Here is a 24011-nt window from a genome sequence, read left to right on the forward strand (position 1 = left end):
TCAGGTGTCCGACACTCTTGGAGGGATTATTTCACCCTCTACGCGTTACGGTGCTATATAGTCTTACTAATCTATATAGTTACCACGGGATTGGCGTAGTGCATAATAAAAAGACACCGCTTATGCGAGTGTCTTAAAATTATTCTTATATTCTTCAAACTGTTTTTTTGTGTTATTACCATTTCCGTATATCTTGTGGAAATTTATGTGACAACTAGAACATAGAGTTATTCCGTTATCAACATCTGTTCTTTTTTCTTCAGCCCAATTATATCCGTCTAAATGGTGTGCGTGTAAATTCCCACCCTTAGAACATCCACATAATTGACAAGTAAAACTATCTCTTTCCATGACTGATTTCTTCCATTCTCCATATCCTTCTACAATTCTATATCTAGCTCTGTAGTTGTGAGATAACCCATTAGTATAGTTAGGATTATTAGGACCACTGTAGAGTAATCTGGTGTGTTTATACTTGCATTTTAAAGAACAGTAATTATTTTTTCTTAATTCGATATTATGCATAGGTCTTTCTATATCTTTATTACAACAATCACATTTTATATACCCCGTTCGGTTTTTGAAATTAGGATTGTTCTTGCCTTTCAATATAACCATTTGATGAATCGATTTACATTTTTGTGAACAATATTTATTTTCACTATTAAAGTAATCTTTATATTCAAACGGTTTACCACAACATTCACATTCGATTATAGATGTCTTACCTTTCCAATTAGGGTTGTTTTCACCTTTGACCCTATAACTCAAATGTTTGTTTCTACATTCGATAGAACAATATGCTGTTACCACATTTGATGTCGACGGTGTCCTTTTAAAAGTTTCTTTACAATATCCACATTTTCTTATGACTGGTTTCTCCCTACTTGTAGATCTACAAGAGATACTACAAAATTTTTGGTGTTTTTTAGTGGAAGTGAATTCATTGTTACAAACTTCGCAATTTAGACTATACCTTTTAGCGTTTTTATATTTGCATTTCTTACAAGAACTTTCGAACGAATCTCTTTTTTTATAAAATTCAGAAACAGGTTTTTTAACAAAACAACTCTTGCATACTCTTTCCATATCAACAACCTCCCATAGTTGGTCCCATAATTAATGAAAAAGGAAGGCGATTGGGAAATCGCTTTTCGAAACGGGTAATTAATCCGAGTCTATCCTTCTATCTCTATTATAACACAAAACAGCTTATACACCTTAGCTTTCCCCGTTTTTGCCGGATGTTTTATGCTGCCGATTTCTCGACAACCGACCAATAGTTTTTAGTCACAATATCACTTACTTGACCTAAGTCTTCACCCGATGCTGCTGCTAAATCCATAACGCCACCGATACCAGACATCATTTCTTTGGAACTCCAGCCGGCTAAAGCCATAAAATTAAGAGCATCCGCTGACTCACTCGCGCTATATTTAGTTTTAGCGCCCATTTCCAACGCTTTATCACGTAGTGAGTTAAACTCTTTACCAGTAGCTCCAGATGTCGCTTTAACTTTACGCATAGAATCATCGAAATCTATACTAGTCTTCGCAGCTAAGCCAAATCCAGCTACAACTGGTGCTGTAACATACATAGACATTGAACGACCAACACTTTTCATTGATTCGCCCACTTTATTTATCTTAGGACCCATTTCAGTAAAACTCTTACCTAGTCTTCCGAAACTACTGTTAGATACTCTAGCAGCTGCTTGTGATTCCTTTTGAAAGTTTTTAAACGAACTCGTAGTTTGTTCTAACTCGTGTTCTAGGTAATTTAAAGTATCAGCTTGTTTGTTATACTCTGTTCTAAGTCTTGCAGCTTTCGCACTATTTGCTCCTTGTTCTTGGGCTGTCTTTTGATATTGTGCGCGAAGTTCTTTAACATTATTCCTTTGTTGTTTAGTAGCTCCATCAAGTTCACGAATTCTGTTTTTGTATGAAGTCATAGACTTCTCGGAATTTTTAAAGTTATTTCTTGATAACTTCAAATCAGAATTCAATGTCTTAAAACTACGTCTAACACCAGCAAGTGTGGCACCAATACCCATATCTTTCATGGATAAATCTATTTGAAGTCCTTTTATTCTTTCTGCCATTGTTCCACCTCCTTACTTATAAATTGCTAATAAAGTAATTAAAAGATACAAGCAGTCAACATGCTGTCACATTTGTAATGAATAGGCGCTTCAATAAACGCATTTAACATTTGTTGTTCCATAATTCAAAACCTCCTACCTATTACTGTCCAAAGGCTGATAGCATAGACGACTTACGTTCCGCTTTAGCTTTCGTATTTAAATCATCGAACACCAAATAAAACGGAATATTTAACACATCGTTGTACGTCTGTTCACCGTCTTTGACCATTTTTTTAATAGTTTTTTTCAAATTTTCCTTATGATCTTCCCAGCCATTTACTGATATTGATTGAACTTTTTCATTTGACTCAACTTCATCATCTAAATTTTGCCCACTACCTATGAATACAACTTGTTTGTATAGTTCATGGGTACCTTCATATGATGTTAGACCGTCAATAAGTTGTCTTTTAGAAAACTGGTTATCGAATATACGGACAACTAGGTCTATCATTACGTGTAACTCGTCATTGTCTGGATTTCCTTTTAACGAAGCTAGAAAAGAAACACATTCATATACCAAAGAAAAAGGAATGCTCGGACGTGTGACAAATGTTTCATGTCTCCCCGGCACTCCTTCACTATCAAAGTTAGTAGCTAATTCTATTTTGCTGTGTTTCATTCATATCACCTCTTATTACTTTAGAAGCTGTTTCAAACGCTTTTCGTTTTCTTCTGATTGTTCACCTTGTGAAACAAACTGTATTTGTGCTCTTATCTCTGGCATTGCTTCTGGTGCATGTAATCCGTCCATTAACTCTTGTACAGTGAATTGTTTTTTATAAATATCTTCTGCAACTAACTTAAACATTTCTCTAATGCTTTCAATTCCTGAATCTTCTTCTAGTTTTTCAATTTCTTCCACTTTCTCAAATACATTCATTAACTCACTGAAAGGTAAATGTTTAGGTGTGAAGTATACTTTTGTTTCAAATTCACCATTTTCTTTTTCACCTGTAATTAATTCGATAAAGTTTAATTTAGTTTGTTTAGCCATTTATAATTGCTCCTTTGTTTTTTGTATTTTTATTTGCAAATAAAAAGAGGGCATTAAGCCCTCAATAGTAGTTATTTCGCTGATACGTCAGCGCTATTTGTTTTTGTTTCTACATTTAATGCTTCTGGTTCTTCTACTTCTTTTTCAGTTATTGTAACTGTACATTTAGCTGTCTTATTACCGTCTGTCGTTGTAACTGTGATATCAGCGCTACCTTTAGCAACAGCAGTGATATTACCTTCACCGTCTACTGTAGCCACATCTTTATTAGAAGAAGAATATTCAACTGACTTGTCTGTAGCTGTTCCAGGTGCTACGGTTGCCGTAATTTTTTGTTGATCACCAACCGTTAAATCCAACGCTTCCTTATTTAACGTCACACCCGTTACTAGAATAGGTTTTGTTTTAAATGCTGGGACGTCTTTTTTCTTTGATTCTCCATTTTCATTTTCACGTGATACTTGATAAGTACCTTTTGGATAATCAGTATCTGCATCTAAGCTATCAATAGTTACGTTTGCTTTTCCTTCAACGTAATTCTCACTCTTTAAAAGTTCTTCATCTTTGTATAAATTTAATTTGTCTTCCATTTCAATTCCTCCATTTTTTATTTTTAAAGCCCCTATTCAGCAAAAATAACAGCTGATTTACTGTTAGCTGTTACCTCTACCTTTTGGGGAACCTTAGGGTGTTACTACTGCGTCTGGGTGTTCTTCGCCAAAGACTTTCTTCCAAATGCTGTGTAATGCTGTATCAGTACCTTTAGGGTCGAAACCTAAGTACATTGCTTTTGGTTCGTCATAACCTTCAACATCTTTCGCAATGAATGTTCCAGTTGTTGATTGACTAGAGAATTCGATTTCGTCAGATGTTGTAGAGCCTTCCACCTCTGCAAATGTGAACTTACCAGAGATTAAACCTACAACTTCACGACCTTCTGCCGACGTACGTTCTAATAAGACTGCTACATCGTTTGGTGTGTCATTGCCAACTGCTACGATTCCATCTTCGTCAACTTCTAAACCAAATAAAGCTGTACGATCTTCAAGGCTTAATGTATGGAAACCACTTTCTATTTCCACATCACCATTACTTACTGCAGTTTCCATTGTTCTGTTATCACCGTGTGCTTTAACAACTTCTTGTTCTTTAGAAATTGTTATTTCTTGTAAACCTTTGATACGTTCTGGTGTTTTAACACCTGCACCATCTTCATTCAATACTTTGTAGTTAAAGTTATCTAAACCTGTAAAACTTGTTGTTTGTTTTGGCATTATAATTCCTCCTGTAAATTTAATTCAGAACGATAAAAGGACCCCTCGTATCTACGAGCGGACCTGTATATTTTTAATTCTCTATCGTATTCTGGTTGTGCATTTGCTGTATTTTCCATTTGTAACTTTTCTTTCATCAACCTAGATATGTGATAACTAAGTTGGTTTCTAACGTGATAGGCTTGATAATCACTTGATTCTGGTACAAACAAATCAATCTGTACCAAATAACTTAAAGCTAAATTATCGTTATCGGCATATCCAACGGGTAAAGTATCGTCAATTTCACTCATGACAATGTAAGGTTTTGATGCGTCAGAGGGTTCTGGGTATTCGTAGAATTTAATTCTTTTTCCTACATGTTCTATAACTTGATTGTCGTTTATCAGCATATTATAAATGTTCATTAAGATATCCCTCATCTACATCACCCTTTCTCTAAATGTCTTTTAACCACTTTGAAATAGGTATCTCTACCACTTCTTAAAGCTCTATCAATTGAGCCTTTACCACGTGGATTAGGATTTTTTATCGTTCCAAACTCATTAAGGTGTACAATACGATAGCGTCCATCAGGACCCTTCCAATGTATTTTTATTGTACGTACACCGTTTAATGAATAGGGTCTGGATAATGTGATTTCATCAATACTGGCACCCGTATCTTTAAATGATTCGAAACTTTTCTTTATTTCTTTAACTATTACTTGGCCACCAGCAAGTAACGCTTCATCACTTATCTTCTTCATTTTTTGCCTACCATATTTCCGTTCTAACGCTCTTTCTAATTCTTTCATGCCTTTTAATTTAACTGTCATGAGCGACACCCACGACTTTTATAATTTCTTTATTACTTGAATTGAGTGCAAAATCAATGACTCTAAACGTTAAATCTTGATACAGGTCATGAATTAACTCGAACGTATCTGAATGTTTAATATGATAATCAGAATGAGGGTTTCTAAAGTTAATTGTTACCTTATTTGTACCTGTAATATTGCTTGTTTTTTCTAAGTCTTTAGTTGAGCTTTCGTAAACTTCGCAAAGTGTAGTGAAAACATCCTCTGCTTTGCTACTACCAGGTAAAGGCCCTTCATTTTCTACCATACGAAAAAAAGTAACGGGAACTCTAAGGTCTCCGTTACTTATCTCTGGTGGTTTATAACTTTTCTTCATAATCAACCTCCTCCATGTTTTCTAAAGCGAAAGAAGTTATTTGTGGTAAAAAGTTTTCGTGAAAATATTCTAATGCGTCATTATAAGCATATCTTGTACGCTCATACACAAGTTCTGTACCTCTAATGTTCTTGCCTATTACAAACTCTTGACATCTGAATTGAATGTCTTCAAACGATTGTTCGAGCAAAGACTTGATATGTTCATCTTCAAATGTATGGAATATTTTCAATCGGCGTTTCATTTCGTTTACTTGTGTCTGAGTGATCATCTAATCACCACTTTCAACTTAATCTGCCCCTATTCCGCAGAAATGCTAACAGATTTACTATTAGCTATTACTTCTACGTTTTGGGGTGTATTAGGGCGTTACCGGTTTTGCAGCGATATCTAAGTCATAAACTAACGAAGTTTTGTTATCGTCAGGCATACCGTGTGCGTATTGCTTAGCGATGAATACATCAGCGTCTTCTAAAGCTAACGTTTGGTCGTAAGACTTAATGTTAACCGCGCCAGTTTGAACTGCATAGTAACGACTACCTACTACGAATAGCGCTTGGTTTTCTTCTACAAATTCAGATGCAATAACATCTACATTAAATGGTAACGATGTAACCCATGAACCATTAACTGTTTGCATAGTGTTTTGAGCTTTAACATAGAATTGGTCTGCAGGGTTAACCACTAAAGTTACGCCAGCCGTTACATCTACTTTATGTCCGTTTTCTTTAGTAGATAATGTTGTTAATGCTTCAGCAAGCTCATTAGCAGTAGTTTGAGCGTCTGCAAATGTTAAAGTACCAGCCGATGTTTTATCTGCTGCACCTGTTACAGTTACTCCATCAGTATCATACGTTAAGTCTTTAGTTAAACCATATGGTTGGTTAGATGCTGCACCTTTACCTAAAACAACGCCTTCTTCTAATTTAAGCGCCATAGCTTCTGCTAATTGTAAGCGTACATAACGTTCAACCCATTCTGGACCAAAGTCGAGCATGTCTTTAGGTACAATTGCAAATGCTGTTAATTTATTTTGTGAGAAGTTTAATTCTTTAAAATTAGCTTGGATTTGTCCTTGGATTTTACCAAAGATTTCTCCCCAGATTGCAGCACCGCTTGGGTCTCCAACAATCATACGCGTTTTAATTCCAGCAATTTGGAAATTAATTTTAGATAATAAAGGACGTGCCTTTTGCATATCTTCGAAGACACGTAATACAGTAGATTCAGGTAAGATAACTTCTTCTTTATAAGTATCTAAGTTAGCTTCATCTTCTACCAAGTTTGTGAAGAAACGATTTTCTTCTGCTGTTAAGATATTGTCTCCACGATTCATACGCACTTGTTTATCTGTAGTAGTGTTGTGGACTTCTTCACGCGCTTCTTTTAAAACTTCATTGTGTAAGTTTTGAGAAAAGGCAGCCATGTATTCAGCATATTTATTCTCTACTACCTCTTGGTCTTCTTCATTACGTACTGCATTGAAATATTCATTCTTTAAATTCTCAACGTCTTTGTTGATTGCGTCTTTAAATTTCATCGTCATACTTTTTCCTCCTATAATAACCTTTTAGTTTTCGGTTTCTTGTTTTGATTTTTAAACGACTTAACTTCATTTGTTAAGTTCTCAATTTGATTCTGTAATTCAATAATTTCTGCGTTATTTTCTACTTGAGGGTCTTTAGGTGTTCCAACCTTCTCTTTTGTATCATCTGCAAAACCTTTGTCTACTGCATCTTTAGCTGTAAACCAAGTTTCTTCAGACATCATTTGAGAAATTTCATCACGATCTAATCCTGTTTTTTCTTGGTAAATGTCCACAATAGATTCATCAATAGTTTCTAAAGCGTTTAGCGTTTTTTTAATATCGGCTTTATTACCAATAGCTAAAGTTGCAGCTTCATGTACCATGATTGAAGCACCTTTTTCCATTACAATAGAATTAGCAGCCATAGCGATAATTGATGCAGCACTTGCAGCTAAAGCAGTAACTTCTACTGTGATGTTCGATGGATGATTCTTAAGGTAGTTGTAAATTTCAATGCCTTGGAATACATCACCACCAGGACTATTTAATCTAATAACAACGTCTTTGTTCACATCGTCTAATACATTCGCAATGTCTGCACTGTTGATAGTTTCATCTGCAAAAAATGACGCTTCTGCAACGGGTCCTCCTAAAGTGAGAATGACTTTATCGTCTTGTACTTCATTCTTAAACGAATATTTAGACGTTGCTTTGATTAGTTCCTTTTTCGTCTCCATTATCAGTCTCACCTCCTTCCGTTGAATCTTCTTTCTCATAGTTTTTAGTCAAAATAAAACGGTCTCCACCTTCAACAGGTTCAAGACCGAGCATTTCACGCACTTCATTTTGTTTAGCTGCGCTTGATGATATTAATTTGTCTACTTTTTCCGCATTCTTAATAGGGTCTACCTTGTTAATGCCTACTACTTTGACACATTGTCCTTTTAAATATTCTTGTTCTGTAAAAAACTTACTATTTAATTCATCTTCAATCTTAGTGACAAGTGGATTAATACAGAAATCAATGTAAGCTGTCATAGCGTTGCTAAGGTCTGCCACATCACCATGGATAAGGTTAGATGGTATTCCAATGATTTTAGTTACATCATCAATAAATAAACGTTTAACTTTTTGTAAGTTTTCTGCGCCATTATCAGTACCATTGGCGTTATCTTTGGATAATTCTTCGTAATCAAATCCGGGTACTTGTGGTACGATTGCGACACCATTGTTTTTAAATTGACTGTATATTTTATCTATATACTTCTGTAACCTTGTCATTTTCTTATCGTCTAGTTGACCACCGCCATTACCAACACTAACAATACCTCTAATCTGATTCTTTCGTAATTGTGTGTCCATCATACGACCAAACAACTCACCATAATCACCAAACAATCCATCCACAAACCTTTGAAGCTTGTCATTGTTGTAGTTCAGATAAACTACTTCATCCATCTTAAAATTACGTTTAAATACATAGTCTTTAACTACGACATCTTTAAACAAGTCATCATAGACTGCATATTCTTCTCTATAAAAATCATCGGCAATCAACAAGTCATCGCTATCAGTCTTTATAATCAATACTTCGTTGTCATACACAAGTTTATAAATAACCTTATGCCAAAAGTCTGAAGCACTAGAATCAGTATTAGGTCGTACATTTAATTTGTAATACAACTTATCTCTAACTAATTCTTGCCCATCTTTAACCCAAAATTCTGATTGGCTAAAGGTACGAGCAATAAAGTTAATAGAGGTTTCAAGTGCAATACGTTTTAAATACGACCTACTTGCAGGGTCATAAGCTAAATCTAAATCAAGCATGTCTCGTAATTCTAAATTCCTTTTAAATACTGAATCAAAAATCCCCAATAAATCACCTCCTAACTAGAAATTTAATTTATCTAATAAATCAAATGCTTGATCTAAATCGATTTCTTCGATTTCTTCAAGTTTATAAAGTGCATGTAGAAAAGCGTGAAATCCGTCTGTTTTTCTTCTATGTTCATCTTTTTTAATAAATTCTTTATTGCCATCTTTCTTAACTTGTACTGCTACATTATTTGTATACCAACGCATTAATGGATTATCACCAAATATAATGTGATGATTAGCAAATAATGTTTCAATTTGAGGTGCTAATTTACTATGGACACCTCTAGGATTACGTAAAACTTCTATATCAAATCCCGCTTCTTCAAATAAAGGTCTAAGTAATGAAACACGGAAATTATCTGCAACTATTTCTTGTATCGCATATTTTTTACGCATTTCTATAAACCAATTAACAATATGTGCAGGATTAATTGATGGTTCATCGACTATTGTTAAATGACCTTCTTTTTCCCATTGTTTGATAGGTGGCTTAAGGTTAGCTTGATCTAAATACTCTTTTCTTGCGAAAGAATGTGATAACCAAACCACGTCATCTCCGTTTTTAAATAGTAATCCAACTGCTGCAAAGTCTTTAATACTTGCATAGTCAACACCACCAATAGCTGTTTTATTCTTCAATGGTGGTATGTCTCGACTTGTTGCCAGTACATCATCTCTATCAGCCACAATCTTACTTAAGTCTTCTTCAGGTAAGTTCATACGCTTAGTCATGAAGTTTTCATAACCACTAGGACTATGTTGCAAGTCATTGTATTGATTTAACACTTTCCTGTATAGACGTTTTCCATAATCACTCGTAGGCTCTTCAAACATGGGATTTGCTTTTGACCAAGTTGTAGGGTCGTCTTTTTCTTCTTTATCATCTAATCTACAAATGAATGGGAACAACCTATCATCAGTTGAACGTCCTTCTAAAATATCTAAAGAACGATCTTTCATCTTATCTAAGAAACCTTCACGAACAAAACCATCTGTGCCTATAAAAAATTCCCTAGGATGCTTTACTTTACCAAGCCCACTAGAGAATACATCTACTATGTCGTTGTTTTCATATCTATGAACCTCATCGTAAATAACAAAACCTTCACGTCCACCATCTTTACTACCAGCATTACTTGTTGCATACTCAAATTTACTTTGTGTTTTTGTAGAGGTAATTCTTAACTTAGTTAAATCAAAAATACCTGCACCTTCTGAATCATTTATCGACCCTGTATAAAGACCATGCTTAGTAATTTGTCTGTGCATTTCTTCAAAAGATGTTTTAGCTTGTTTTTCTGTGTTAGCTACAACTGTGCCATCGTAATTATCTACGCCATGTAGCTCACTTATTAAGTAGGTAGATAATCCACTAATCAAACCATTTTTACCAGCACCACGTGCTACTAACCAAAAGAACTGTTCAAAGTAAAGTTCATCTTCTTCATCAAAAAGAAATACAAATGCGATTAAGAATTTTTGGAATGGTTGCAATTCAAAATATAGTCGTTCAATGAATTTAATACACAATTCAATTTGTTCATCATCAAAATGCAAATCATCTCTATGCAAAACATTTAATTCAAGATGTTCTATAAGTAATCTTCGTTCTTTATTTAGATTAATTTCACCATGCTTATATTTGTCGATATACCACTGAACATGTTTGTTTATCTTCATTTATCTACCTCCCTTAAACATGTCTTTTAAGCTATTATCACTTTTCTTCTCTTCAACAATATCTTCAGGTAACAACCGCGTGAGTTGTTGTATGATTTTCTGATAAGCACCATCACGAGAGTTGAAAAGTTTAGCTATTGGTCGTTCACGTTCGTATGGAGGGGCATTTTCTGATTGAGTGAATAACTCGTAATCACCTTTTTCTTGGATATCTAACCAAGCGTCATCAAGTAACACACGCATTCTTGCTGCTTGAACAATTAATCCTTGCGCTACTCTCTTTTTATCATCAGGTATAGACTGAAAAACCTTATCTAATCGCTTTTTTTCCTTATCTACTCGTGCTTCATGTTCCTTAAGTTGCTGTTCATCTCTTTCCACAGTTATCACCTCTTTTCTATATATGCTTTAGGGAGGGGTTATACGCGATAATTGTTAACAAATGTCGAGAAAAGACTCCCCACCTCGTTCCCCGAGGTTAAAATAAAATTAAAAATATTTTGGCGGGGGGATTAAATATTTTTTTATATAAATTTATTTTTTTATTTTTTAAAAATTACCACCATTCATCATTCCAATTATCTTTTTTCTTTTTATAAATGTTTCTATCGTGATGATTTTCATGACAAGCAAAGCAAACTGTAACTAAATTATCTATATCTAATGCTAAGTCTGGTCTATCCTTTAACTCTTGCTTATGATGAACAATCAATCTCGTGTCTTTAGACGTAACTACTTTGCCACTATATTTACACCACTGACATTCATCATTATCAATCTGACGTCTTATCGCCTTTATGTCTTTCCATTCTCTCTTCTTATAAAATCTCTTACGATCATTCACATCTTTATAGTTAATATCATCTATCATATGTAATCACCTTATCTTTATTAATGAATGACATATGCTAACTCATATCAACACTACGAGCATGACTAAAAGTTATATAGTTGGAGTTCATGTGTAGTGTTCATATCAATAAGCACAAAGAAGACACACAGGTAATCACCCCTGCGTGCCTCAATATAATATAGTATTGTTATTTATAATAAGTCACTGGAACTTATCGTATATCGATATTATATACCATACCTATGTATAGTACATAATAGTGTCACAACTGTCCTAATGTGTCACAACTGTCCTGATGTGTCCTAACTGTCCTTCTGCATGTAGTATAGCTTATCAATGATTTCCTTACGTCTATCTCCATAAGTGTTCTTGTTCATCTCTACTTCAGGTAGTATCTCATGACGCTTATATCCTTTCATTACTTCTAAGAATATAAAGTCATCCTCATCTAGTTTATCTTGACAGTCATTGATGAACGCTATCTTATCCATCTTACTCTTTACGTGTCTGTGAGCTTTCTCTCTAGCAAGTACAACCGATTCTACCTTACTACTATTAACGCCTTGTGGTTTAGGTAATGTAGCCTCTATGCCGTACTGTGCAATACTATTACTATCCACATCTGGAAGTATCATTGCTAATGTATTGCAGTTACTTCTAAAGTTATCAATCATATATCGAATATCTTCCTTTGTGTACATCTAATACCCTCCAAATTGTTTATGCCACTTGTATCCTTTGTGAGTCTGTCTTATACCATTAACACAAGCGCTAATATGTCCATTATTAAAACCCTTAGTTCTGGCTTCAGTCATTGATTTGAATTCTATTTTTTCTCCTGTTTTTACATTTATACCGATTACAGGAACGGAAAGCTTTTCAGAAACTTTTTTATAACCATCGTAATTTTTCCCGCTTTTAGTTTTTAATATTCTTTTTATACAAGTCCCGTGATTCATATTTTCTTTGTAAGTACACCATTCTAAATTTAAGAAATAATTATTAGATTTATTTTCATCTATATGATTAACTATTTCTTTATTTTTAACAGGTTTTAAGAAAGCTAATGCAACCAATCTATGGATTCTATAAGTTTTAACTTTTCCTTCTTTAGATAACACTATTTTTTTGTATCCACTTTTCTCTGTAGAAGGCTTCAAAGTTCTGTTATAAGTACAACTCCAAACTCTACCTTTGTTAGATATCTTGTACAAACCTTCGTAACCTATGATATCCTTCCATTCTTCCATTCTCTCCACCTACTTTATTCGTTTATCCCATTTATCTTTAATCTCTCTAATATCTTCATCAGTATATTCATTTTCCTTCAACCTCAATACAACATCGCCATGCTCATTGAATATAATATCTAGCAAATATGCTACCTCATATTCCAGTGCATCTATCTTAGTATCTTTAACTGCATTGTATATAAGCGAAATGACTGCGATTACCCCTAGAAGAATAGTTGTTATAATCCAGAACATCATTCACTCACCTCATAATCTATCGGATACTGATCCACCGCATCGTTTGCTTGTCTGCGTGTAATAATTTCATTCGTAACATATTTGCTTAGTTCGTATAGAGTAATGATTAGTAGTGTTTTAAGTATTCTCATTGGTCACTGTCCTTTCTTGTAATCTTTACCGAATAGGCTTTCCATTGTTTCTTCCGAAGGTCTATCAAAACTAACTATTCTGGAATCATTGAAGTTAGACTTCACATAATTCAATAAACCCTTAGGTCTCTTTGATATCTCCTCTGCCTCTGCCTTACTATCAGCACTCACAATCTCGTAACACTCATTCTCACGTGGCTTAATCACTTCTGTGAAAGTGTGGTTAGTAGAGTCGGTTATGTGTCGGATTAAAAATTCCATTACACATATCCCTTACCAATATCAACTGCACCATCTTGTCGTAAGTGATTGTGAGTCATTTTCATTTTATATGCTGTGATTAGTTGGTCGATGGCGTAGTAATTATTAGCAATTGCAAATGGTAAGAATAAATTGTTAGCGTACCAACCATCATATATTTCATCTATATCTGACATGAATTCATCAACCACATCTCTGTCATTAAAGTTTATTTCTACTCTGTCTAGGTATTCATAGAAAATACCATCATCAGCATATTCAAGGATTTCTTCCATATCTTCTGCTTGTTGATTCGCAATACTCAATCCAAACGCTAATAAGTCTGCCAATTCATCTAATTGTACATCTAACGGTTTACCCGGATTCTCCTTCCAGTTTTTAAACGTTTCTAATGTGTTAAACCATTCAAAGAACTCAACCACATACGCTACCTTGCTATCCTGTAAATTAAGTGCCTGTATTCTACTGTCAAAGTCCTTTTGTATTTGTAGTAATTCTTTTAATTGATCTACTGTAATTGTGTTAGTCATTTTGTTTGTCCTCTCCTTATTTATCCTGATTAATAATTCCCACGATGATACTTCCTACACCAGCTAAAATTACTGGCACAACCTTAGTTGCTATATCTTTGCCACCATTCTTCATCGTTGCTTTAGTTGCGTCTGTAAAACTCTTTTTATAATCCATGTTTATTTGTCCTCCAAATCACTTAGTAAGTTGCTAAATTCATTTGTGTTGTCTTTCATATCCATATATTTACCTATGTCTTTTAACTGATCTACTCTTCCGGGTAAAGTTTCTATATTGCTTGGCGTTTCTTCTGTATGAATTAATCGAGTGTAATCAATCATCACATCAAGTTTCATTTCATTCCACACATCTTTATATTCTCTATCTTTCATCGTCTGCACGCTCCAGTTCTTCTATTACGTCTAATAAGTTATCAACTAAAGAATGTACACTATACATGTCGGTATTGAATGGCTCGTCAGTAGCATGTGTTAGCGCTATTTCTTTAACTGCCATTATGTTATGTTTATATTCAATTATTGCATCAAACGCCTTAGCTTTAGCATATAAATCATCTAATCCGATTTTTATATCTCTTTCTGTTTCTTCTGAACAATTAGACTCTAGCACTATTTTCCAAAGGTCTATTCCAAATGTCATATCTACTCACCCACCTTAATCCCAATACCATCCAACTTCGCTCTAAAATACTTATACTTGCTGCTCGATGGTTTGTTGCCTATGTGTTGGGAGAATTCGGAAAGTAGGTTGCGATTTTCTTTGTGTAGTTTTTGATTATCATAGTCATGTTCTAAAAATTCATCTAACCTACTTTGTAACTTCTCTTTCTCACATTCCATTTCTTTACATATGCGTATCATATCTTTATATCTATTTTTGTAATATTCACGTTCTAGCAACATGTCTTCGTTTCCATCTTCCAACCTACTAACCTTTGCTTTATACCAAGATAGATCGTCGATAAGACTGTTTCGTTCTGCTATCATCTTGTTGTATTGTTCTGATAGCTTTTCATAATCTTTAACTGTGCGTATCATTACCATCACTCCTTATTGATTAGGTAATCCATAACTCATACATTCGTTGTACAATTCTTCTTCTGCAATCGCTTTTTTAAGTTCATTTATGACATTACTAATTTCGTTGTAACTCATATTTCTAATTTCTTTTTTTGTGTAATCGTCTGCACCGTACTGTTCCTGTAGTGCTTGGACGTACTTTACTTGTTTGTCTGTAGCCATAGCCATCACTCCTTTATATTCCAAATTGAATTAATGTCCAACGTGCTAATGTGACAATAACTAATACAATCAATACTAAAGTGAATAAGGCTACTATATAAGCATGGCTACCAAATTGCATAACTAGCAAGTGTATTAATGGTACTATTAGTATCAATGCTAAAATTACTACTGTAAACAACAATAAGATTGCACCTATCACCCTCACCACTCCTTTACATAGTTGTCCACATTATCAATAGCATGATTGCCAGTATTATTACGACTGCTAGCCAAACTGTGAATTGTTTCATTATTCGACCAGTCCATTCTCATGTGTCCAGATAAGTTTATATTCACCATCTATATATGCGTGTATTTCTTCGGTACCTATATATATTAAATCTTTAACTTTAAAAAAAACTTTGTATAATGTCCGTCATCTTTTGTGACTTTTATTAAATGTTTGAAAAATGTATCTTCCGTGATTTCTTCCTCGACTTCAACTGTGAAACGTGCATCTTTCGAGCAATCTTCGACAGATACATCTCCATTCTTCCCGAAGTAAACTGTTGTTACAAATCCATCAGATTGAAAACGTACACCAGTTGCGTCATCGTTATCCCATGCCCACTCAATCAACTGTGGTAAATTCATTTCTACTTTACGTTTAATCTTCATTCCTAATCCCCTCCATTATCTTCCTATTCCGTTTTATATCCTCACGTGGTACTGCTACGATTACATTTCTATCATTCGAGGATATTACGAATCCCTTAACACCTTTATCACGTAGTAACTTTGCAACTTCATGTGTCTGTAGCTCACATGTATTTAATTTATATTTAACTTTTACAGTGTCGGATAGGATCATAGCGCTAACTCTTTCTCTATCTCTGCAATACTTACTTTTTCTGCTATTAAACGTGTACCTTTATCTTTATTCTTCAATGTTGGTGAACTCATGAACATGATTGTTTGCTCAGATACACCTAACTTTTCTGCACATTCCTTACGTGTACCATGACAAATAATGTCATCACCTTTATAAATAACGTATTCATATCTTTGTTTTCCGCCAGCCACTTACTTCACATCCCATTTATCAAATGCACGTTCGATGTACCATTTAGCTTTTGCCACATCTTCTTTACCATTCTTGTGTGGACTGCGTGCTAGATACTTAATCGCATTGCCAATGTGATAAGCCACATTAGAATTGTAGTGTTGTGTGACCTGCTCAATGAAATCTATTACTTCTATCTCACCGTAGTTATAATGTGATGGGTGATTAACTGTGTTATGTGAAAGCACGCCCTCTCCTGGTTGTATAGTTGCTTGTATTGCTTTAGTTACCACACCTTTACGTTTACGTTGTTGTACGTCGTTGGATAACAATTTTACTGCTTTCTCCGTATTCTCTTTATCAAATGCAATATGTTCCGTCTTATCTTCAATACTCTTAGTCCATAACTCGAACTCGTTATCGTCTGTGATATCGTATAAGTTACCTAATGAATTGATAGTCGCTGTATTCTCTCCATCATCATTGAACACAATTTCTTCCACACGTCCTACTACTGTCATACCTTTAGTATCTTCACCCTTACCAATGTCATACACGATTACATATTGATCTAAGTCTAATTCTCTAATCTTCATCTACTTCACCACTTTCAAATTTATAACGTTGCTTTCTTAACTCGTTACGTTTGCATTCAAGTGCTTTAATGTGTTGTTCAACATTTGATTTTTGAATTTTCCAGTAAGTTAAACGGTTTATCACTCTATTTTCTTCTATCATCAATTCTTTAGTGTCCATCTACTTCACCACTTTCGGAAATACATCGTTCTCTGATAAATGTTCGAACCACTTACTACTACGCTTAGCATCATCTATCATCTGAAGTCGTTCCTGTTCCTTACGTTGCTTATGTTCTTCCAACTCAACCTTACGTTCAGCACGCTCTCTGTCCTCTGCATTGAGTCTGTCCACACCTTGACGTTGGTCATACTTTCTAATGTAGTTTTTTAAGTGTCGTCTACCTTTTTTAGCATGGTGTTTAATTCTCGTGTAATGGATACCAAGTTGTTTTGCTTCCTTGTAATCTTCCACATCTACAAATACTTCTTCGTTATCATCTATCATTACGAAACATAAGTTACCTTTATCATCTTTAGCTCTACTTAAATTGATGTTCATTAGTCTTTTACCTCCGGGTCACTAAATTCTATAAATGTTCCATCTAAATAATCATTCACGTATTTATCCATGTCTTTACCAATGCGATCTAACACATCGTTTACTTCTTCATTTGGTCTTTGTATAAATGGCACAGTCTTTTCAAACGATGCAGTATACTTAATCTTTATTGTTTCTTCATTCATCGGAATCACCTTCTATATCTATATGCATGATTATCTTTGGTTCTTCTGCATACTTCTTAAAACTTGTGATTTCTACAATTTGGTTATCGTCATTCCATAAGTGACCATTAGCAGCATCTAATACTGTTTTGATTAAGTTATCTATATCTGGTTTCGTACGTTTGTATTGTCCAACCATCGCTACATGTTTCTTCTTACTCCATGACTTCAATAATGGAAAGTGAAACTCTATTGTTAGTTTGATTGGTTTATCTATCATTAACATTGGCATTTGCCACTGTAAGTCCTTTTTATGGTCTGTATACTTCTTAGGCATGTAAGTCTGTACAAACTTCCCAGCATTTCTAAATCGTGGTCTAGGTGATGACATAGGTGCATCAACTTTTAACTCGATTGTTTCCATGTCCTCACTCCTGTATAAAATCAAAAATGCTTGTTTGATCTACTCTAGTTAAATTGAAATGTTTCTTTATTTTTTCTAATCTGTTATCTGTAACGATGAATTCATCTAATCCATATCGTTTATATAATCCAAATAACCTATTCGTATTATTATTTAGTGGTATAACAGAAGCAACCACTTTACCTGTACTATCTTTCAAATCATATTCAGTGCTTAATCCCAATTACCTCACCTCTTGAATAGCAGGTCGTATTTGACGTTCAGCAAGCTTGAAGTAGTATAAGCTCTCTAACTTATGTTCGTCTCCATTTGCCCACTCAATCATTTTCTGAATGTACATATCTGAACATCCAAGGTTTTGTTTTATTTCATCAATTGTTACCATGCGTCTCTCTCCCTGTAATCATCACCAAGAACTCTCACTTGTCTTGAATTATGTTTCATTCTTGAATTAATACGTTGCCAATTCATATTTTGATTTAATTCTTTATCGCTGAAGTTAGTAGTGAATATATTATTTTTACCTACTCTGTTATCTACAATGCTGAATAGTTTATTTAATGTATGTTCAGTGTTTTCTACACCTATATCGTCTAATACAAGTAAATCTATGCTACTTAGTAACTTAACAAGTCCATCTGTCGTTTCTACTGAATTTTTGTTGTAAGTAGCTTTGATTCGGTCCATTAACATTGGTATGTGCATAAATGCTACAGAATAACCTTGGGCTTTAATTGCTTTTGCTATGGCATAAGCTAAATGGGATTTTCCAGTACCATATGAGCCTTGTAATATTAAACTCTTAGATTCATCTATAGAAAATGTTTTAACGTACTCTATAGCTGTCTGTTTAGCGTCTTCTTGTGTTTGATTTTGTGGCTGATAATTATTTACTGTTACATCTTTAAGCGAGCGATTTACATTAGATTGACTAAATATACGATTAACTGCTTTTTGTTTACGTTTTCTTTCTGCTTCTTTCCCCGCTGCAATCATGCTACACTCACAACCATCACGATATTCGTAACCATTTTTGAATTTGTGTAAATCATATTTGTTATCACACTTTTTACAGTACAGTCCTTTTTCTATTTCAGTAGCTTCGTATTCCTTTAATGTTTCAGTTATTCTAGGATTTAGCATCCGTTTCATTTAATCCCTCCTAATCCCAATAGCTAGGATCATGTTTCATTCTTTCTAATTGATTCTGTCCTGTAGGTTTTACTTCTTCTGTAAAGTCGTTCATATAACTTTCTTGCCCTAAGAATGTTTTAGGATATTTCTGATACTGTTTGTTAGTAATGGTTTTGAGATAATCTCTAGTACCATTCATAATTTCTTCGTAACTATGCTTTTTAAGCGCTGATTTAAATAAGCTAAATGCTTTTTTCTTGTCTAGCTTTTTATCATACAGTTTCCACCATTCTTCAAAACGTTCACGCGTAACGTCAGTTGCGCTAGTATTAATTGTCTGACTGTTATTTGTATTACTGTTAATTATAGAACTGTTAATTGTAGTACCTACGTTTTGTACCGGTAGATTTCTTCCCGGTAAGTTTTGTACCGGTACGAAATGACCTGATACGGGATTGTGTTCTATGGTATAAATATTTTTACTGAAGCCATTACTTGTTCTTTCTCTTTTAATTGATAAGTAGCCATTATCTTCAAGCTGTTTTCTATACTTCTGAAACCTTTTATCACTTATATTAAGCTCGTGACATATTAAACTTACTCCTGGAAAAGCTGTTTCATTTGCTCCTGCATAAGCAGACAAGTAACTATACAAGGCTTTAGCTTCTATACTTATATCTGTATCTTTCATAACTCTTTTGAAAACTAATCCATAACCCGAGACGGAACTTTTAATACTATCTGCCATCTTTTTCACCTTCTCCGTATAACAGCCATTCAAGTGTTACGTTGAATATTCGTTGCATTTTTCTTAATCTATCCATACTAGGTAAATGAATACCTCTTTCCCATTTGCTTACAATACTTTTATTTGCTTTGAATATATTTGCGAATTCTTCTTGTGACCAATCATCACTAGCTCTAAGTGATGCGATTCTATATCCGATAGCTATTCTATCTATTGGTTTAATCATTCTAGGCATCATCATTGTTTCTCACCTCGTAACATACTGTTTAACTTGTCATCTACTGATATCCAACTATTGTGTAAGTGATATAAATCATCGAATGATTTAACACCTATTGCGTGCTGTTGACTATGGTGTTTTCTGCATAGTGCAAGAACATGTTTCCCGTGATGATCCATTGTTTTACGGTTCATTCCACGTCCGACTGTTTCATAATGTGCGAGATCTGCTTTCTGGTCCCCACAAATTACACAATTGCGATTAACAGTTGCCCAATACAACATCGCTTTATCACCTTGTAATAGTTTGCTTGTTTCAATTCTCATTGGTATTTGATTGTGGAATATGAAAGTTATGATTAGTTCGATTAATTCACCAGCTATCTTCCTTGTGCAGTCACGTAAACTAATACGTTCATATCCATTCATAATTTCTAATTCACATTGAAATCTTTGTCTCAATGCTTCAACTGGCTCTCCCCAGTGCAATTCAATATCTCTACACATCGCAAATATCTTTTTACGTTGGTCAATAGAAATCAATTTATTATCCGGTATAGTTACATCAGCATTTAAGCTATAACCGTTATCTATAAGTTCTATGTGACTGGTTTCTAATTCAACACCAGTGGCAACGACGGAATAAGTACCGTCGTTATCCAATTGGTATCTAGTAATTTGTTGCATTTATATCAACTTCTCAACATTATATTTAGTATTGTCACTAGCTATCACTATATTGTGTCCTCTTAGTAAACGACCGCTTGTATATCCAGTCGCTCTTTTTAACCACTTATCTGCTCTAGCCATACTTATAAATTCAAGTTGTAAATCAGTATCTATATGCGTTAATTTCACTGACTTTTGTGTATCTATAAGGTTATTTTCGAAAGCATGTCTATTGTTTTCTAAATGATTACACCACTCAAGATTTTCCACATTATTATTCTTAGGGTTTCCATCAATATGATTAATACATTCTTTATTTTTCATAACTGGTATAAATGCAAAGGCTACTAACCTATGAACAAGATAGTCTTTAGGCTTACCTGCTTTCCATAACGCTACTCTTACATCTCTACCATTGGGTGTCTTGTTTTTTAAGTAACGTTGTTGCCAATGCCTTGTGCCATGTTTTTCTGTATAAGTTATTTTATTTTTATGTGTCCTAACCCTTCCAAAGTTACTTATTTCGTAGATGCCTTCGTAATCCACTACATCTTTCCAAATTTCTGTCATATAATCACCTCATTAAAACGGTAATTCTGAGTCATTTATATCAATAGGACCGTTAGCATTTGCGAATGGATTACTTTGGTCACTTAGCGACTCTTTTTGTTGTCCTTGTCCATTTGCTTGTTGTTCTTCACGTTTCATTTCATCAGTTTTAGGTACTGGTTTATTAACTACTTCATCGCCTTTATTCCAAAGTTTTACGAATGAAAGTCTTACAAAGTATTTGCCTTGATCTTCATTTAATTTATGTTTTAAAACGATAGTTCCTGCCTTATTAATTAATTCATCTGTGTTAAAAGATAAGTCTGGTAAGTTTAATTTGATACCTAGTCTACTTAGGAACTCTACATATTGTTTTTCTTGGAAGTCTTGTTGGAATGGTGGTACGAACTGATTATGTTTATATTGCTTACCTTCGCTGTTTTCAAATACAACTGTGAAATATCTGTTTTGACTATCATTAAATTCAACGTCTTTAACTTTGACTGTGAATTCTCCAGCGCCTAAGAAGTCGCCACCCTTTAAAAATGCATCTTGATTAGTTTCTTTAATGTGTTTAGCTTGTCCTGTAATATTCATAATTTATATACCGTCCTTTTAATTTTTAATTTAGTTTCCGTTTCTAATTGCTTGTACAACGTCATTGATACTCGGATTAATAAATCGTTTGTCACTTATTGTCACGTTTTGTGAATGCCTAATTTTTGTTTCATATAAGCTTGATGGTTCTGCATTCAGTACATAATCAAATTGCTTTTGACCATCTTGTTCCGTTTCTTCTATGGTCATTCTTGCTAATACATCTGATTGGCTTACTACAGCCTTTTTAATCTGCTCTTGTGCTTCAATTGTGATAGTAGGATTAATAGTTCCACCTTCATCATCCTTGTCCTTGTTGATGCCCTCATGACCACTTATAGCTAGATGAAATTGGTAATGTTCTTGTAGCTTAGAAATATATCTATACATGCTTACTATTCGAGTAGCTGTTTCGCCCCAATCGTTGAATGTGGCTTTACGTGTCTTACCAGCCATTACATCGTCCATTGTTATATCTCTAAGTTTTTGTATTGTTTCAATAACTACTACATCAATTTGCTTACCGTTATTTCTAAGCTGTTCTAATATCTGTGGAATCATTCTTATTACATAAGAGAAATGTTTATAATTCTTAACCGCCACTACTGCACCATCTTCTGAAACTGTCGTGCCATCTTCGTTGATATCAAGTACAAGTGCATTGTTATTTTTAGTTAGAAAGGTAGTTTTACCAGTTCCAAACTTTCCGTATATCGCAAACTTATAAAACTTATTCGCATTCTGTTGACTAATATCCTTAACACCTAATTGAGTTAAAAGATCTACTTGTTCATTGTTTTGTTCAGTCATTTATCTCACCCTCAAACTTTGTGTTTGTTTAATTTCCACACCATCAACATCGTTGTTTTCTTTAATGTGTTTCAATAATGATTTTTTATCTAACTTAGGCGCTTGTGATAACCAAAAGTCACTAGGTATGCGTTTTTCTTCAATTACATTTAAAGAAGGTGGATTGTTTTGAATGTTGTAACTGTTCAATGCTGTTTTGAATTTAGTCTTACCTGTTGATTCCATAGACGCTTTCAATGATTCTTTCAAGCGATCAATACCATTCTTGTTAGTTGTCTTACGTTGTTGTAGCCTTTTGATTTCATCATCTATGGCTTTGTTGTCACTCTCTAGTGATTTGATAACTGATACATAACCATCTGCCTTATCTTCTAAAGCGTCGTTGATGCTATCTAGTGTGTCGTTTAGTAGTTGTTCATCACCTTGTTCTGCTATTAAGTCGTAAACTTGTTTATAATTGTCAGTTAGATTAAATAATGTACTCATTTATATTCCTCCTACCATGTCATCACAGCGCTCATTACTCTATCTGCTTCATCGGTGTTCTCATCTATCCATTTGAATACGGATTGTTCTAAGATTTCTCTTGCAGTGTTTACGCCTAGTTCTTCATCAGCTACTAAAATTTCATCTATAAATACGTTGTCTAACGTTTCAACAGATATATTTACTTCTAATTGCGTCATTTTTCTAACACGTAGGATAAATTGGAATCCTTGAACATTGATTACCTTCTTACTTTCATCATTGATTCTGTAATACATTTGACTACCTCCTATGTTTTAGGGCATAATCTATATAGATTCTTTTTTTATATAGATAAGCCTTGACTGTTAAGCGCTCCAACGCTTAGCGGTCTTTTTTTCTGTCTTTATATAGTTAATCCAACTGTCCCAAGCCATGTAGCTAAAGCAAACGGCTACCCAGTAAATTAGAAACAAGTGGATAAAGTCTTTAGTGAATATCAAAGCTATGAAGAATACGACTATAGCTGTTGATAATGCTAGTAAACCTCTCATGTTACCCCTCCTACATCCATTTTTTATTTCTAAGTTTTAAATACTCTCTCAACTTTTCAATGTCGATTCTTGTCATATTTGCAGATAAATCAAGATACAAATCTTTAACACCTAAATCATCTTCATCATAATCGCGTAACCATCTGTAAACAGTTGATACTCCAACATCAAATATTTTCGCTATAGTTGGTGGTTTTCCATACAGTGGGTAAAACACAACTTGATTAACATCTTCTACAACGTTTTGTTTAGTTGGTAAATGTGTCATCTTAACCACTCCTTTCTGGTATAATTTATTTATCTGTGTGCAA

The 24011-nt window shown here is 34.2% G+C and carries 49 protein-coding genes; all 49 read right to left on the reverse strand.

Annotated elements, in window-relative coordinates; genetic code table 11:
* Positions 1-120: 120 nt before the first annotated feature.
* Positions 121-1089: an HNH endonuclease signature motif containing protein gene (locus tag AST02_RS04990; protein ID WP_069816127.1), complete on the reverse strand. Its 969-nt coding sequence runs from the start codon at positions 1087-1089 to the stop codon at positions 121-123.
* Between the two features lie 160 nt (positions 1090-1249).
* Positions 1250-2101, reverse strand: coding sequence for a phage tail tape measure protein (locus tag AST02_RS04995; RefSeq protein WP_069816129.1), 852 nt, complete (start codon positions 2099-2101; stop codon positions 1250-1252).
* Between the two features lie 142 nt (positions 2102-2243).
* Positions 2244-2765: a phage tail assembly chaperone GT gene (gpGT, locus tag AST02_RS05000; RefSeq protein ID WP_069816131.1), complete on the reverse strand. Its 522-nt coding sequence runs from the start codon at positions 2763-2765 to the stop codon at positions 2244-2246.
* 15 nt (positions 2766-2780) lie between these two features.
* Positions 2781-3140: a phage tail assembly chaperone G gene (gpG, locus tag AST02_RS05005; protein ID WP_069816133.1), complete on the reverse strand. Its 360-nt coding sequence runs from the start codon at positions 3138-3140 to the stop codon at positions 2781-2783.
* A gap of 71 nt (positions 3141-3211) precedes the next feature.
* Positions 3212-3730: an Ig-like domain-containing protein gene (locus AST02_RS05010; RefSeq protein WP_069816135.1), complete on the reverse strand. Its 519-nt coding sequence runs from the start codon at positions 3728-3730 to the stop codon at positions 3212-3214.
* Positions 3731-3823: 93 nt separating this feature from the next.
* On the reverse strand, positions 3824-4414 hold the full coding sequence (locus AST02_RS05015) for a major tail protein (RefSeq protein WP_069816137.1): 591 nt from the start codon (positions 4412-4414) through the stop codon (positions 3824-3826).
* A complete protein-coding gene (locus AST02_RS05020; RefSeq protein WP_081333351.1) occupies positions 4414-4821 on the reverse strand; it encodes a hypothetical protein in 408 nt (135 codons plus the stop codon). Before AST02_RS05020 ends, AST02_RS05015 begins: the two co-directional genes overlap by 1 nt.
* Before the next feature lie 20 nt (positions 4822-4841).
* Positions 4842-5231 carry an HK97 gp10 family phage protein gene (locus tag AST02_RS05025; protein WP_069816141.1) on the reverse strand — a complete coding sequence of 130 codons (390 nt, stop codon included), beginning with the start codon at positions 5229-5231 and terminating at the stop codon, positions 4842-4844.
* Positions 5221-5589 (reverse strand): hypothetical protein, encoded by a 369-nt coding sequence (locus AST02_RS05030; RefSeq protein ID WP_069816143.1) that lies wholly within the window; start codon positions 5587-5589, stop codon positions 5221-5223. The genes AST02_RS05025 and AST02_RS05030 overlap by 11 nt, the downstream gene beginning before the upstream one ends.
* The gene (locus tag AST02_RS05035) at positions 5573-5860 is read right to left on the reverse strand and encodes a hypothetical protein (RefSeq protein ID WP_069816145.1); all 288 of its coding nucleotides are present in this window, start codon (positions 5858-5860) and stop codon (positions 5573-5575) included. Before AST02_RS05035 ends, AST02_RS05030 begins: the two co-directional genes overlap by 17 nt.
* Before the next feature lie 90 nt (positions 5861-5950).
* Complete coding sequence (locus tag AST02_RS05040; protein ID WP_069816147.1) at positions 5951-7135, reverse strand: phage major capsid protein; 1185 nt, start codon at positions 7133-7135, stop codon at positions 5951-5953.
* Positions 7136-7146: 11 nt separating this feature from the next.
* Positions 7147-7854: a head maturation protease, ClpP-related gene (locus AST02_RS05045; protein WP_069816149.1), complete on the reverse strand. Its 708-nt coding sequence runs from the start codon at positions 7852-7854 to the stop codon at positions 7147-7149.
* On the reverse strand, positions 7817-8995 hold the full coding sequence (locus AST02_RS05050; RefSeq protein WP_069816153.1) for a phage portal protein: 1179 nt from the start codon (positions 8993-8995) through the stop codon (positions 7817-7819). Before AST02_RS05050 ends, AST02_RS05045 begins: the two co-directional genes overlap by 38 nt.
* Before the next feature lie 15 nt (positions 8996-9010).
* Positions 9011-10678, reverse strand: a complete 1668-nt coding sequence (locus tag AST02_RS05055; protein ID WP_069816155.1) for a terminase TerL endonuclease subunit — start codon at positions 10676-10678, stop codon at positions 9011-9013.
* On the reverse strand, positions 10679-11059 hold the full coding sequence (locus AST02_RS05060; protein WP_069816157.1) for a hypothetical protein: 381 nt from the start codon (positions 11057-11059) through the stop codon (positions 10679-10681).
* A 175-nt stretch (positions 11060-11234) separates the two neighbouring features.
* Positions 11235-11549 (reverse strand): HNH endonuclease, encoded by a 315-nt coding sequence (locus AST02_RS05065; RefSeq protein WP_069816159.1) that lies wholly within the window; start codon positions 11547-11549, stop codon positions 11235-11237.
* Positions 11550-11833: 284 nt separating this feature from the next.
* Positions 11834-12232 carry a hypothetical protein gene (locus tag AST02_RS05070; RefSeq protein ID WP_069816161.1) on the reverse strand — a complete coding sequence of 133 codons (399 nt, stop codon included), beginning with the start codon at positions 12230-12232 and terminating at the stop codon, positions 11834-11836.
* Positions 12233-12781 carry an NUMOD4 domain-containing protein gene (locus AST02_RS05075; protein ID WP_069816163.1) on the reverse strand — a complete coding sequence of 183 codons (549 nt, stop codon included), beginning with the start codon at positions 12779-12781 and terminating at the stop codon, positions 12233-12235.
* Positions 12782-12790: 9 nt separating this feature from the next.
* Positions 12791-13018: a DUF1514 family protein gene (locus AST02_RS05080; protein WP_141714583.1), complete on the reverse strand. Its 228-nt coding sequence runs from the start codon at positions 13016-13018 to the stop codon at positions 12791-12793.
* On the reverse strand, positions 13018-13152 hold the full coding sequence (gene rinB / locus AST02_RS14200; RefSeq protein ID WP_141714584.1) for a transcriptional activator RinB: 135 nt from the start codon (positions 13150-13152) through the stop codon (positions 13018-13020). Before rinB ends, AST02_RS05080 begins: the two co-directional genes overlap by 1 nt.
* A gap of 3 nt (positions 13153-13155) precedes the next feature.
* The gene (locus tag AST02_RS14655; protein ID WP_069816167.1) at positions 13156-13413 is read right to left on the reverse strand and encodes a DUF1381 domain-containing protein; all 258 of its coding nucleotides are present in this window, start codon (positions 13411-13413) and stop codon (positions 13156-13158) included.
* Positions 13413-13943, reverse strand: a complete 531-nt coding sequence (locus AST02_RS05090) for a dUTPase (RefSeq protein WP_069816169.1) — start codon at positions 13941-13943, stop codon at positions 13413-13415. The genes AST02_RS14655 and AST02_RS05090 overlap by 1 nt, the downstream gene beginning before the upstream one ends.
* Before the next feature lie 16 nt (positions 13944-13959).
* On the reverse strand, positions 13960-14100 hold the full coding sequence (locus AST02_RS14315) for a hypothetical protein (RefSeq protein ID WP_165349534.1): 141 nt from the start codon (positions 14098-14100) through the stop codon (positions 13960-13962).
* Positions 14101-14102: 2 nt separating this feature from the next.
* Positions 14103-14315: a hypothetical protein gene (locus AST02_RS05095; RefSeq protein ID WP_069816171.1), complete on the reverse strand. Its 213-nt coding sequence runs from the start codon at positions 14313-14315 to the stop codon at positions 14103-14105.
* Positions 14305-14583 carry a hypothetical protein gene (locus tag AST02_RS05100; protein ID WP_069816173.1) on the reverse strand — a complete coding sequence of 93 codons (279 nt, stop codon included), beginning with the start codon at positions 14581-14583 and terminating at the stop codon, positions 14305-14307. Before AST02_RS05100 ends, AST02_RS05095 begins: the two co-directional genes overlap by 11 nt.
* A 2-nt stretch (positions 14584-14585) precedes the next feature.
* On the reverse strand, positions 14586-14981 hold the full coding sequence (locus tag AST02_RS05105) for a hypothetical protein (RefSeq protein ID WP_069816176.1): 396 nt from the start codon (positions 14979-14981) through the stop codon (positions 14586-14588).
* Between the two features lie 12 nt (positions 14982-14993).
* The gene (locus AST02_RS05110; protein ID WP_069816178.1) at positions 14994-15185 is read right to left on the reverse strand and encodes a hypothetical protein; all 192 of its coding nucleotides are present in this window, start codon (positions 15183-15185) and stop codon (positions 14994-14996) included.
* 13 nt (positions 15186-15198) lie between these two features.
* A complete protein-coding gene (locus AST02_RS05115) occupies positions 15199-15387 on the reverse strand; it encodes a hypothetical protein (RefSeq protein ID WP_069816180.1) in 189 nt (62 codons plus the stop codon).
* Between the two features lie 176 nt (positions 15388-15563).
* Entirely contained in the window at positions 15564-15845 is a 282-nt protein-coding gene (locus AST02_RS05120; protein ID WP_069816182.1) for a hypothetical protein, read from the reverse strand.
* The gene (locus AST02_RS05125) at positions 15835-16038 is read right to left on the reverse strand and encodes a hypothetical protein (RefSeq protein WP_069816185.1); all 204 of its coding nucleotides are present in this window, start codon (positions 16036-16038) and stop codon (positions 15835-15837) included. Before AST02_RS05125 ends, AST02_RS05120 begins: the two co-directional genes overlap by 11 nt.
* Entirely contained in the window at positions 16035-16250 is a 216-nt protein-coding gene (locus AST02_RS05130) for a hypothetical protein (protein WP_002512135.1), read from the reverse strand. The genes AST02_RS05125 and AST02_RS05130 overlap by 4 nt, the downstream gene beginning before the upstream one ends.
* Complete coding sequence (locus AST02_RS14050) at positions 16251-16826, reverse strand: DUF3310 domain-containing protein (RefSeq protein WP_256092379.1); 576 nt, start codon at positions 16824-16826, stop codon at positions 16251-16253.
* The gene (locus tag AST02_RS14320) at positions 16816-16986 is read right to left on the reverse strand and encodes a hypothetical protein (protein WP_002512133.1); all 171 of its coding nucleotides are present in this window, start codon (positions 16984-16986) and stop codon (positions 16816-16818) included. Before AST02_RS14320 ends, AST02_RS14050 begins: the two co-directional genes overlap by 11 nt.
* The gene (locus AST02_RS05140; protein WP_069816187.1) at positions 16987-17367 is read right to left on the reverse strand and encodes a hypothetical protein; all 381 of its coding nucleotides are present in this window, start codon (positions 17365-17367) and stop codon (positions 16987-16989) included.
* A complete protein-coding gene (locus AST02_RS05145; RefSeq protein ID WP_069816189.1) occupies positions 17367-17552 on the reverse strand; it encodes a hypothetical protein in 186 nt (61 codons plus the stop codon). The genes AST02_RS05140 and AST02_RS05145 overlap by 1 nt, the downstream gene beginning before the upstream one ends.
* Complete coding sequence (locus AST02_RS05150) at positions 17545-17955, reverse strand: RusA family crossover junction endodeoxyribonuclease (RefSeq protein ID WP_069816191.1); 411 nt, start codon at positions 17953-17955, stop codon at positions 17545-17547. The genes AST02_RS05145 and AST02_RS05150 overlap by 8 nt, the downstream gene beginning before the upstream one ends.
* A 4-nt stretch (positions 17956-17959) precedes the next feature.
* A complete protein-coding gene (locus AST02_RS05155; protein ID WP_069816193.1) occupies positions 17960-18178 on the reverse strand; it encodes a hypothetical protein in 219 nt (72 codons plus the stop codon).
* Positions 18179-18340, reverse strand: a complete 162-nt coding sequence (locus AST02_RS14325; protein WP_176723015.1) for a hypothetical protein — start codon at positions 18338-18340, stop codon at positions 18179-18181.
* Positions 18334-19107 (reverse strand): ATP-binding protein, encoded by a 774-nt coding sequence (locus AST02_RS05160; protein WP_069816195.1) that lies wholly within the window; start codon positions 19105-19107, stop codon positions 18334-18336. Before AST02_RS05160 ends, AST02_RS14325 begins: the two co-directional genes overlap by 7 nt.
* 10 nt (positions 19108-19117) lie before the next feature.
* On the reverse strand, positions 19118-19837 hold the full coding sequence (locus AST02_RS05165) for a helix-turn-helix domain-containing protein (protein WP_069816197.1): 720 nt from the start codon (positions 19835-19837) through the stop codon (positions 19118-19120).
* Positions 19827-20078 carry a helix-turn-helix domain-containing protein gene (locus tag AST02_RS05170; RefSeq protein WP_081333352.1) on the reverse strand — a complete coding sequence of 84 codons (252 nt, stop codon included), beginning with the start codon at positions 20076-20078 and terminating at the stop codon, positions 19827-19829. The genes AST02_RS05165 and AST02_RS05170 overlap by 11 nt, the downstream gene beginning before the upstream one ends.
* On the reverse strand, positions 20075-20743 hold the full coding sequence (locus tag AST02_RS05175; RefSeq protein ID WP_069816204.1) for a putative HNHc nuclease: 669 nt from the start codon (positions 20741-20743) through the stop codon (positions 20075-20077). Before AST02_RS05175 ends, AST02_RS05170 begins: the two co-directional genes overlap by 4 nt.
* Positions 20744-21295 (reverse strand): NUMOD4 domain-containing protein, encoded by a 552-nt coding sequence (locus AST02_RS05180; protein ID WP_069816206.1) that lies wholly within the window; start codon positions 21293-21295, stop codon positions 20744-20746. It lies immediately after the preceding gene.
* A gap of 12 nt (positions 21296-21307) precedes the next feature.
* Positions 21308-21871 carry a single-stranded DNA-binding protein gene (locus tag AST02_RS05185; RefSeq protein WP_069816208.1) on the reverse strand — a complete coding sequence of 188 codons (564 nt, stop codon included), beginning with the start codon at positions 21869-21871 and terminating at the stop codon, positions 21308-21310.
* A gap of 30 nt (positions 21872-21901) precedes the next feature.
* Positions 21902-22681 (reverse strand): ATP-binding protein, encoded by a 780-nt coding sequence (locus AST02_RS05190; protein ID WP_069816210.1) that lies wholly within the window; start codon positions 22679-22681, stop codon positions 21902-21904.
* Positions 22682-23167 (reverse strand): siphovirus Gp157 family protein, encoded by a 486-nt coding sequence (locus AST02_RS05195; RefSeq protein WP_069816212.1) that lies wholly within the window; start codon positions 23165-23167, stop codon positions 22682-22684. It abuts the gene before it with no gap.
* An 11-nt stretch (positions 23168-23178) separates the two neighbouring features.
* Positions 23179-23445, reverse strand: coding sequence for a DUF1108 family protein (locus tag AST02_RS05200; protein ID WP_069816214.1), 267 nt, complete (start codon positions 23443-23445; stop codon positions 23179-23181).
* Between the two features lie 69 nt (positions 23446-23514).
* Positions 23515-23700: a hypothetical protein gene (locus AST02_RS05205; protein WP_069816216.1), complete on the reverse strand. Its 186-nt coding sequence runs from the start codon at positions 23698-23700 to the stop codon at positions 23515-23517.
* 10 nt (positions 23701-23710) lie between these two features.
* A complete protein-coding gene (locus AST02_RS05210; RefSeq protein ID WP_046465213.1) occupies positions 23711-23968 on the reverse strand; it encodes a helix-turn-helix domain-containing protein in 258 nt (85 codons plus the stop codon).
* Positions 23969-24011: the final 43 nt, after the last annotated feature.

The organism is Staphylococcus equorum (assembly GCF_001747895.1).
Lineage (GTDB): Bacteria > Bacillota > Bacilli > Staphylococcales > Staphylococcaceae > Staphylococcus > Staphylococcus equorum_A.

Coding starts and splice junctions, on each gene's coding strand:
- AST02_RS04990 (WP_069816127.1), bottom strand. CDS start 1,089: ATGGAAAGAGTATGCAAGAGTTGTTTTGTTAAAAAACCTGTTTCTGAA.
- AST02_RS04995 (WP_069816129.1), bottom strand. CDS start 2,101: ATGGCAGAAAGAATAAAAGGACTTCAAATAGATTTATCCATGAAAGAT.
- gpGT (WP_069816131.1), bottom strand. CDS start 2,765: ATGAAACACAGCAAAATAGAATTAGCTACTAACTTTGATAGTGAAGGA.
- gpG (WP_069816133.1), bottom strand. CDS start 3,140: ATGGCTAAACAAACTAAATTAAACTTTATCGAATTAATTACAGGTGAA.
- AST02_RS05010 (WP_069816135.1), bottom strand. CDS start 3,730: ATGGAAGACAAATTAAATTTATACAAAGATGAAGAACTTTTAAAGAGT.
- AST02_RS05015 (WP_069816137.1), bottom strand. CDS start 4,414: ATGCCAAAACAAACAACAAGTTTTACAGGTTTAGATAACTTTAACTAC.
- AST02_RS05020 (WP_081333351.1), bottom strand. CDS start 4,821: ATGAACATTTATAATATGCTGATAAACGACAATCAAGTTATAGAACAT.
- AST02_RS05025 (WP_069816141.1), bottom strand. CDS start 5,231: ATGACAGTTAAATTAAAAGGCATGAAAGAATTAGAAAGAGCGTTAGAA.
- AST02_RS05030 (WP_069816143.1), bottom strand. CDS start 5,589: ATGAAGAAAAGTTATAAACCACCAGAGATAAGTAACGGAGACCTTAGA.
- AST02_RS05035 (WP_069816145.1), bottom strand. CDS start 5,860: ATGATCACTCAGACACAAGTAAACGAAATGAAACGCCGATTGAAAATA.
- AST02_RS05040 (WP_069816147.1), bottom strand. CDS start 7,135: ATGACGATGAAATTTAAAGACGCAATCAACAAAGACGTTGAGAATTTA.
- AST02_RS05045 (WP_069816149.1), bottom strand. CDS start 7,854: ATGGAGACGAAAAAGGAACTAATCAAAGCAACGTCTAAATATTCGTTT.
- AST02_RS05055 (WP_069816155.1), bottom strand. CDS start 10,678: ATGAAGATAAACAAACATGTTCAGTGGTATATCGACAAATATAAGCAT.
- AST02_RS05065 (WP_069816159.1), bottom strand. CDS start 11,549: ATGATAGATGATATTAACTATAAAGATGTGAATGATCGTAAGAGATTT.
- AST02_RS05070 (WP_069816161.1), bottom strand. CDS start 12,232: ATGTACACAAAGGAAGATATTCGATATATGATTGATAACTTTAGAAGT.
- AST02_RS05075 (WP_069816163.1), bottom strand. CDS start 12,781: ATGGAAGAATGGAAGGATATCATAGGTTACGAAGGTTTGTACAAGATA.
- AST02_RS05080 (WP_141714583.1), bottom strand. CDS start 13,018: ATGTTCTGGATTATAACAACTATTCTTCTAGGGGTAATCGCAGTCATT.
- rinB (WP_141714584.1), bottom strand. CDS start 13,152: ATGAGAATACTTAAAACACTACTAATCATTACTCTATACGAACTAAGC.
- AST02_RS14655 (WP_069816167.1), bottom strand. CDS start 13,413: ATGGAATTTTTAATCCGACACATAACCGACTCTACTAACCACACTTTC.
- AST02_RS05090 (WP_069816169.1), bottom strand. CDS start 13,943: ATGACTAACACAATTACAGTAGATCAATTAAAAGAATTACTACAAATA.
- AST02_RS14315 (WP_165349534.1), bottom strand. CDS start 14,100: ATGGATTATAAAAAGAGTTTTACAGACGCAACTAAAGCAACGATGAAG.
- AST02_RS05095 (WP_069816171.1), bottom strand. CDS start 14,315: ATGAAAGATAGAGAATATAAAGATGTGTGGAATGAAATGAAACTTGAT.
- AST02_RS05100 (WP_069816173.1), bottom strand. CDS start 14,583: ATGACATTTGGAATAGACCTTTGGAAAATAGTGCTAGAGTCTAATTGT.
- AST02_RS05105 (WP_069816176.1), bottom strand. CDS start 14,981: ATGATACGCACAGTTAAAGATTATGAAAAGCTATCAGAACAATACAAC.
- AST02_RS05110 (WP_069816178.1), bottom strand. CDS start 15,185: ATGGCTACAGACAAACAAGTAAAGTACGTCCAAGCACTACAGGAACAG.
- AST02_RS05120 (WP_069816182.1), bottom strand. CDS start 15,845: ATGAAGATTAAACGTAAAGTAGAAATGAATTTACCACAGTTGATTGAG.
- AST02_RS05125 (WP_069816185.1), bottom strand. CDS start 16,038: ATGATCCTATCCGACACTGTAAAAGTTAAATATAAATTAAATACATGT.
- AST02_RS14050 (WP_256092379.1), bottom strand. CDS start 16,826: ATGAAGATTAGAGAATTAGACTTAGATCAATATGTAATCGTGTATGAC.
- AST02_RS14320 (WP_002512133.1), bottom strand. CDS start 16,986: ATGGACACTAAAGAATTGATGATAGAAGAAAATAGAGTGATAAACCGT.
- AST02_RS05140 (WP_069816187.1), bottom strand. CDS start 17,367: ATGAACATCAATTTAAGTAGAGCTAAAGATGATAAAGGTAACTTATGT.
- AST02_RS05145 (WP_069816189.1), bottom strand. CDS start 17,552: ATGAATGAAGAAACAATAAAGATTAAGTATACTGCATCGTTTGAAAAG.
- AST02_RS05150 (WP_069816191.1), bottom strand. CDS start 17,955: ATGGAAACAATCGAGTTAAAAGTTGATGCACCTATGTCATCACCTAGA.
- AST02_RS14325 (WP_176723015.1), bottom strand. CDS start 18,340: ATGGTAACAATTGATGAAATAAAACAAAACCTTGGATGTTCAGATATG.
- AST02_RS05160 (WP_069816195.1), bottom strand. CDS start 19,107: ATGAAACGGATGCTAAATCCTAGAATAACTGAAACATTAAAGGAATAC.
- AST02_RS05165 (WP_069816197.1), bottom strand. CDS start 19,837: ATGGCAGATAGTATTAAAAGTTCCGTCTCGGGTTATGGATTAGTTTTC.
- AST02_RS05170 (WP_081333352.1), bottom strand. CDS start 20,078: ATGATGATGCCTAGAATGATTAAACCAATAGATAGAATAGCTATCGGA.
- AST02_RS05175 (WP_069816204.1), bottom strand. CDS start 20,743: ATGCAACAAATTACTAGATACCAATTGGATAACGACGGTACTTATTCC.
- AST02_RS05180 (WP_069816206.1), bottom strand. CDS start 21,295: ATGACAGAAATTTGGAAAGATGTAGTGGATTACGAAGGCATCTACGAA.
- AST02_RS05185 (WP_069816208.1), bottom strand. CDS start 21,871: ATGAATATTACAGGACAAGCTAAACACATTAAAGAAACTAATCAAGAT.
- AST02_RS05190 (WP_069816210.1), bottom strand. CDS start 22,681: ATGACTGAACAAAACAATGAACAAGTAGATCTTTTAACTCAATTAGGT.
- AST02_RS05195 (WP_069816212.1), bottom strand. CDS start 23,167: ATGAGTACATTATTTAATCTAACTGACAATTATAAACAAGTTTACGAC.
- AST02_RS05200 (WP_069816214.1), bottom strand. CDS start 23,445: ATGTATTACAGAATCAATGATGAAAGTAAGAAGGTAATCAATGTTCAA.
- AST02_RS05205 (WP_069816216.1), bottom strand. CDS start 23,700: ATGAGAGGTTTACTAGCATTATCAACAGCTATAGTCGTATTCTTCATA.
- AST02_RS05210 (WP_046465213.1), bottom strand. CDS start 23,968: ATGACACATTTACCAACTAAACAAAACGTTGTAGAAGATGTTAATCAA.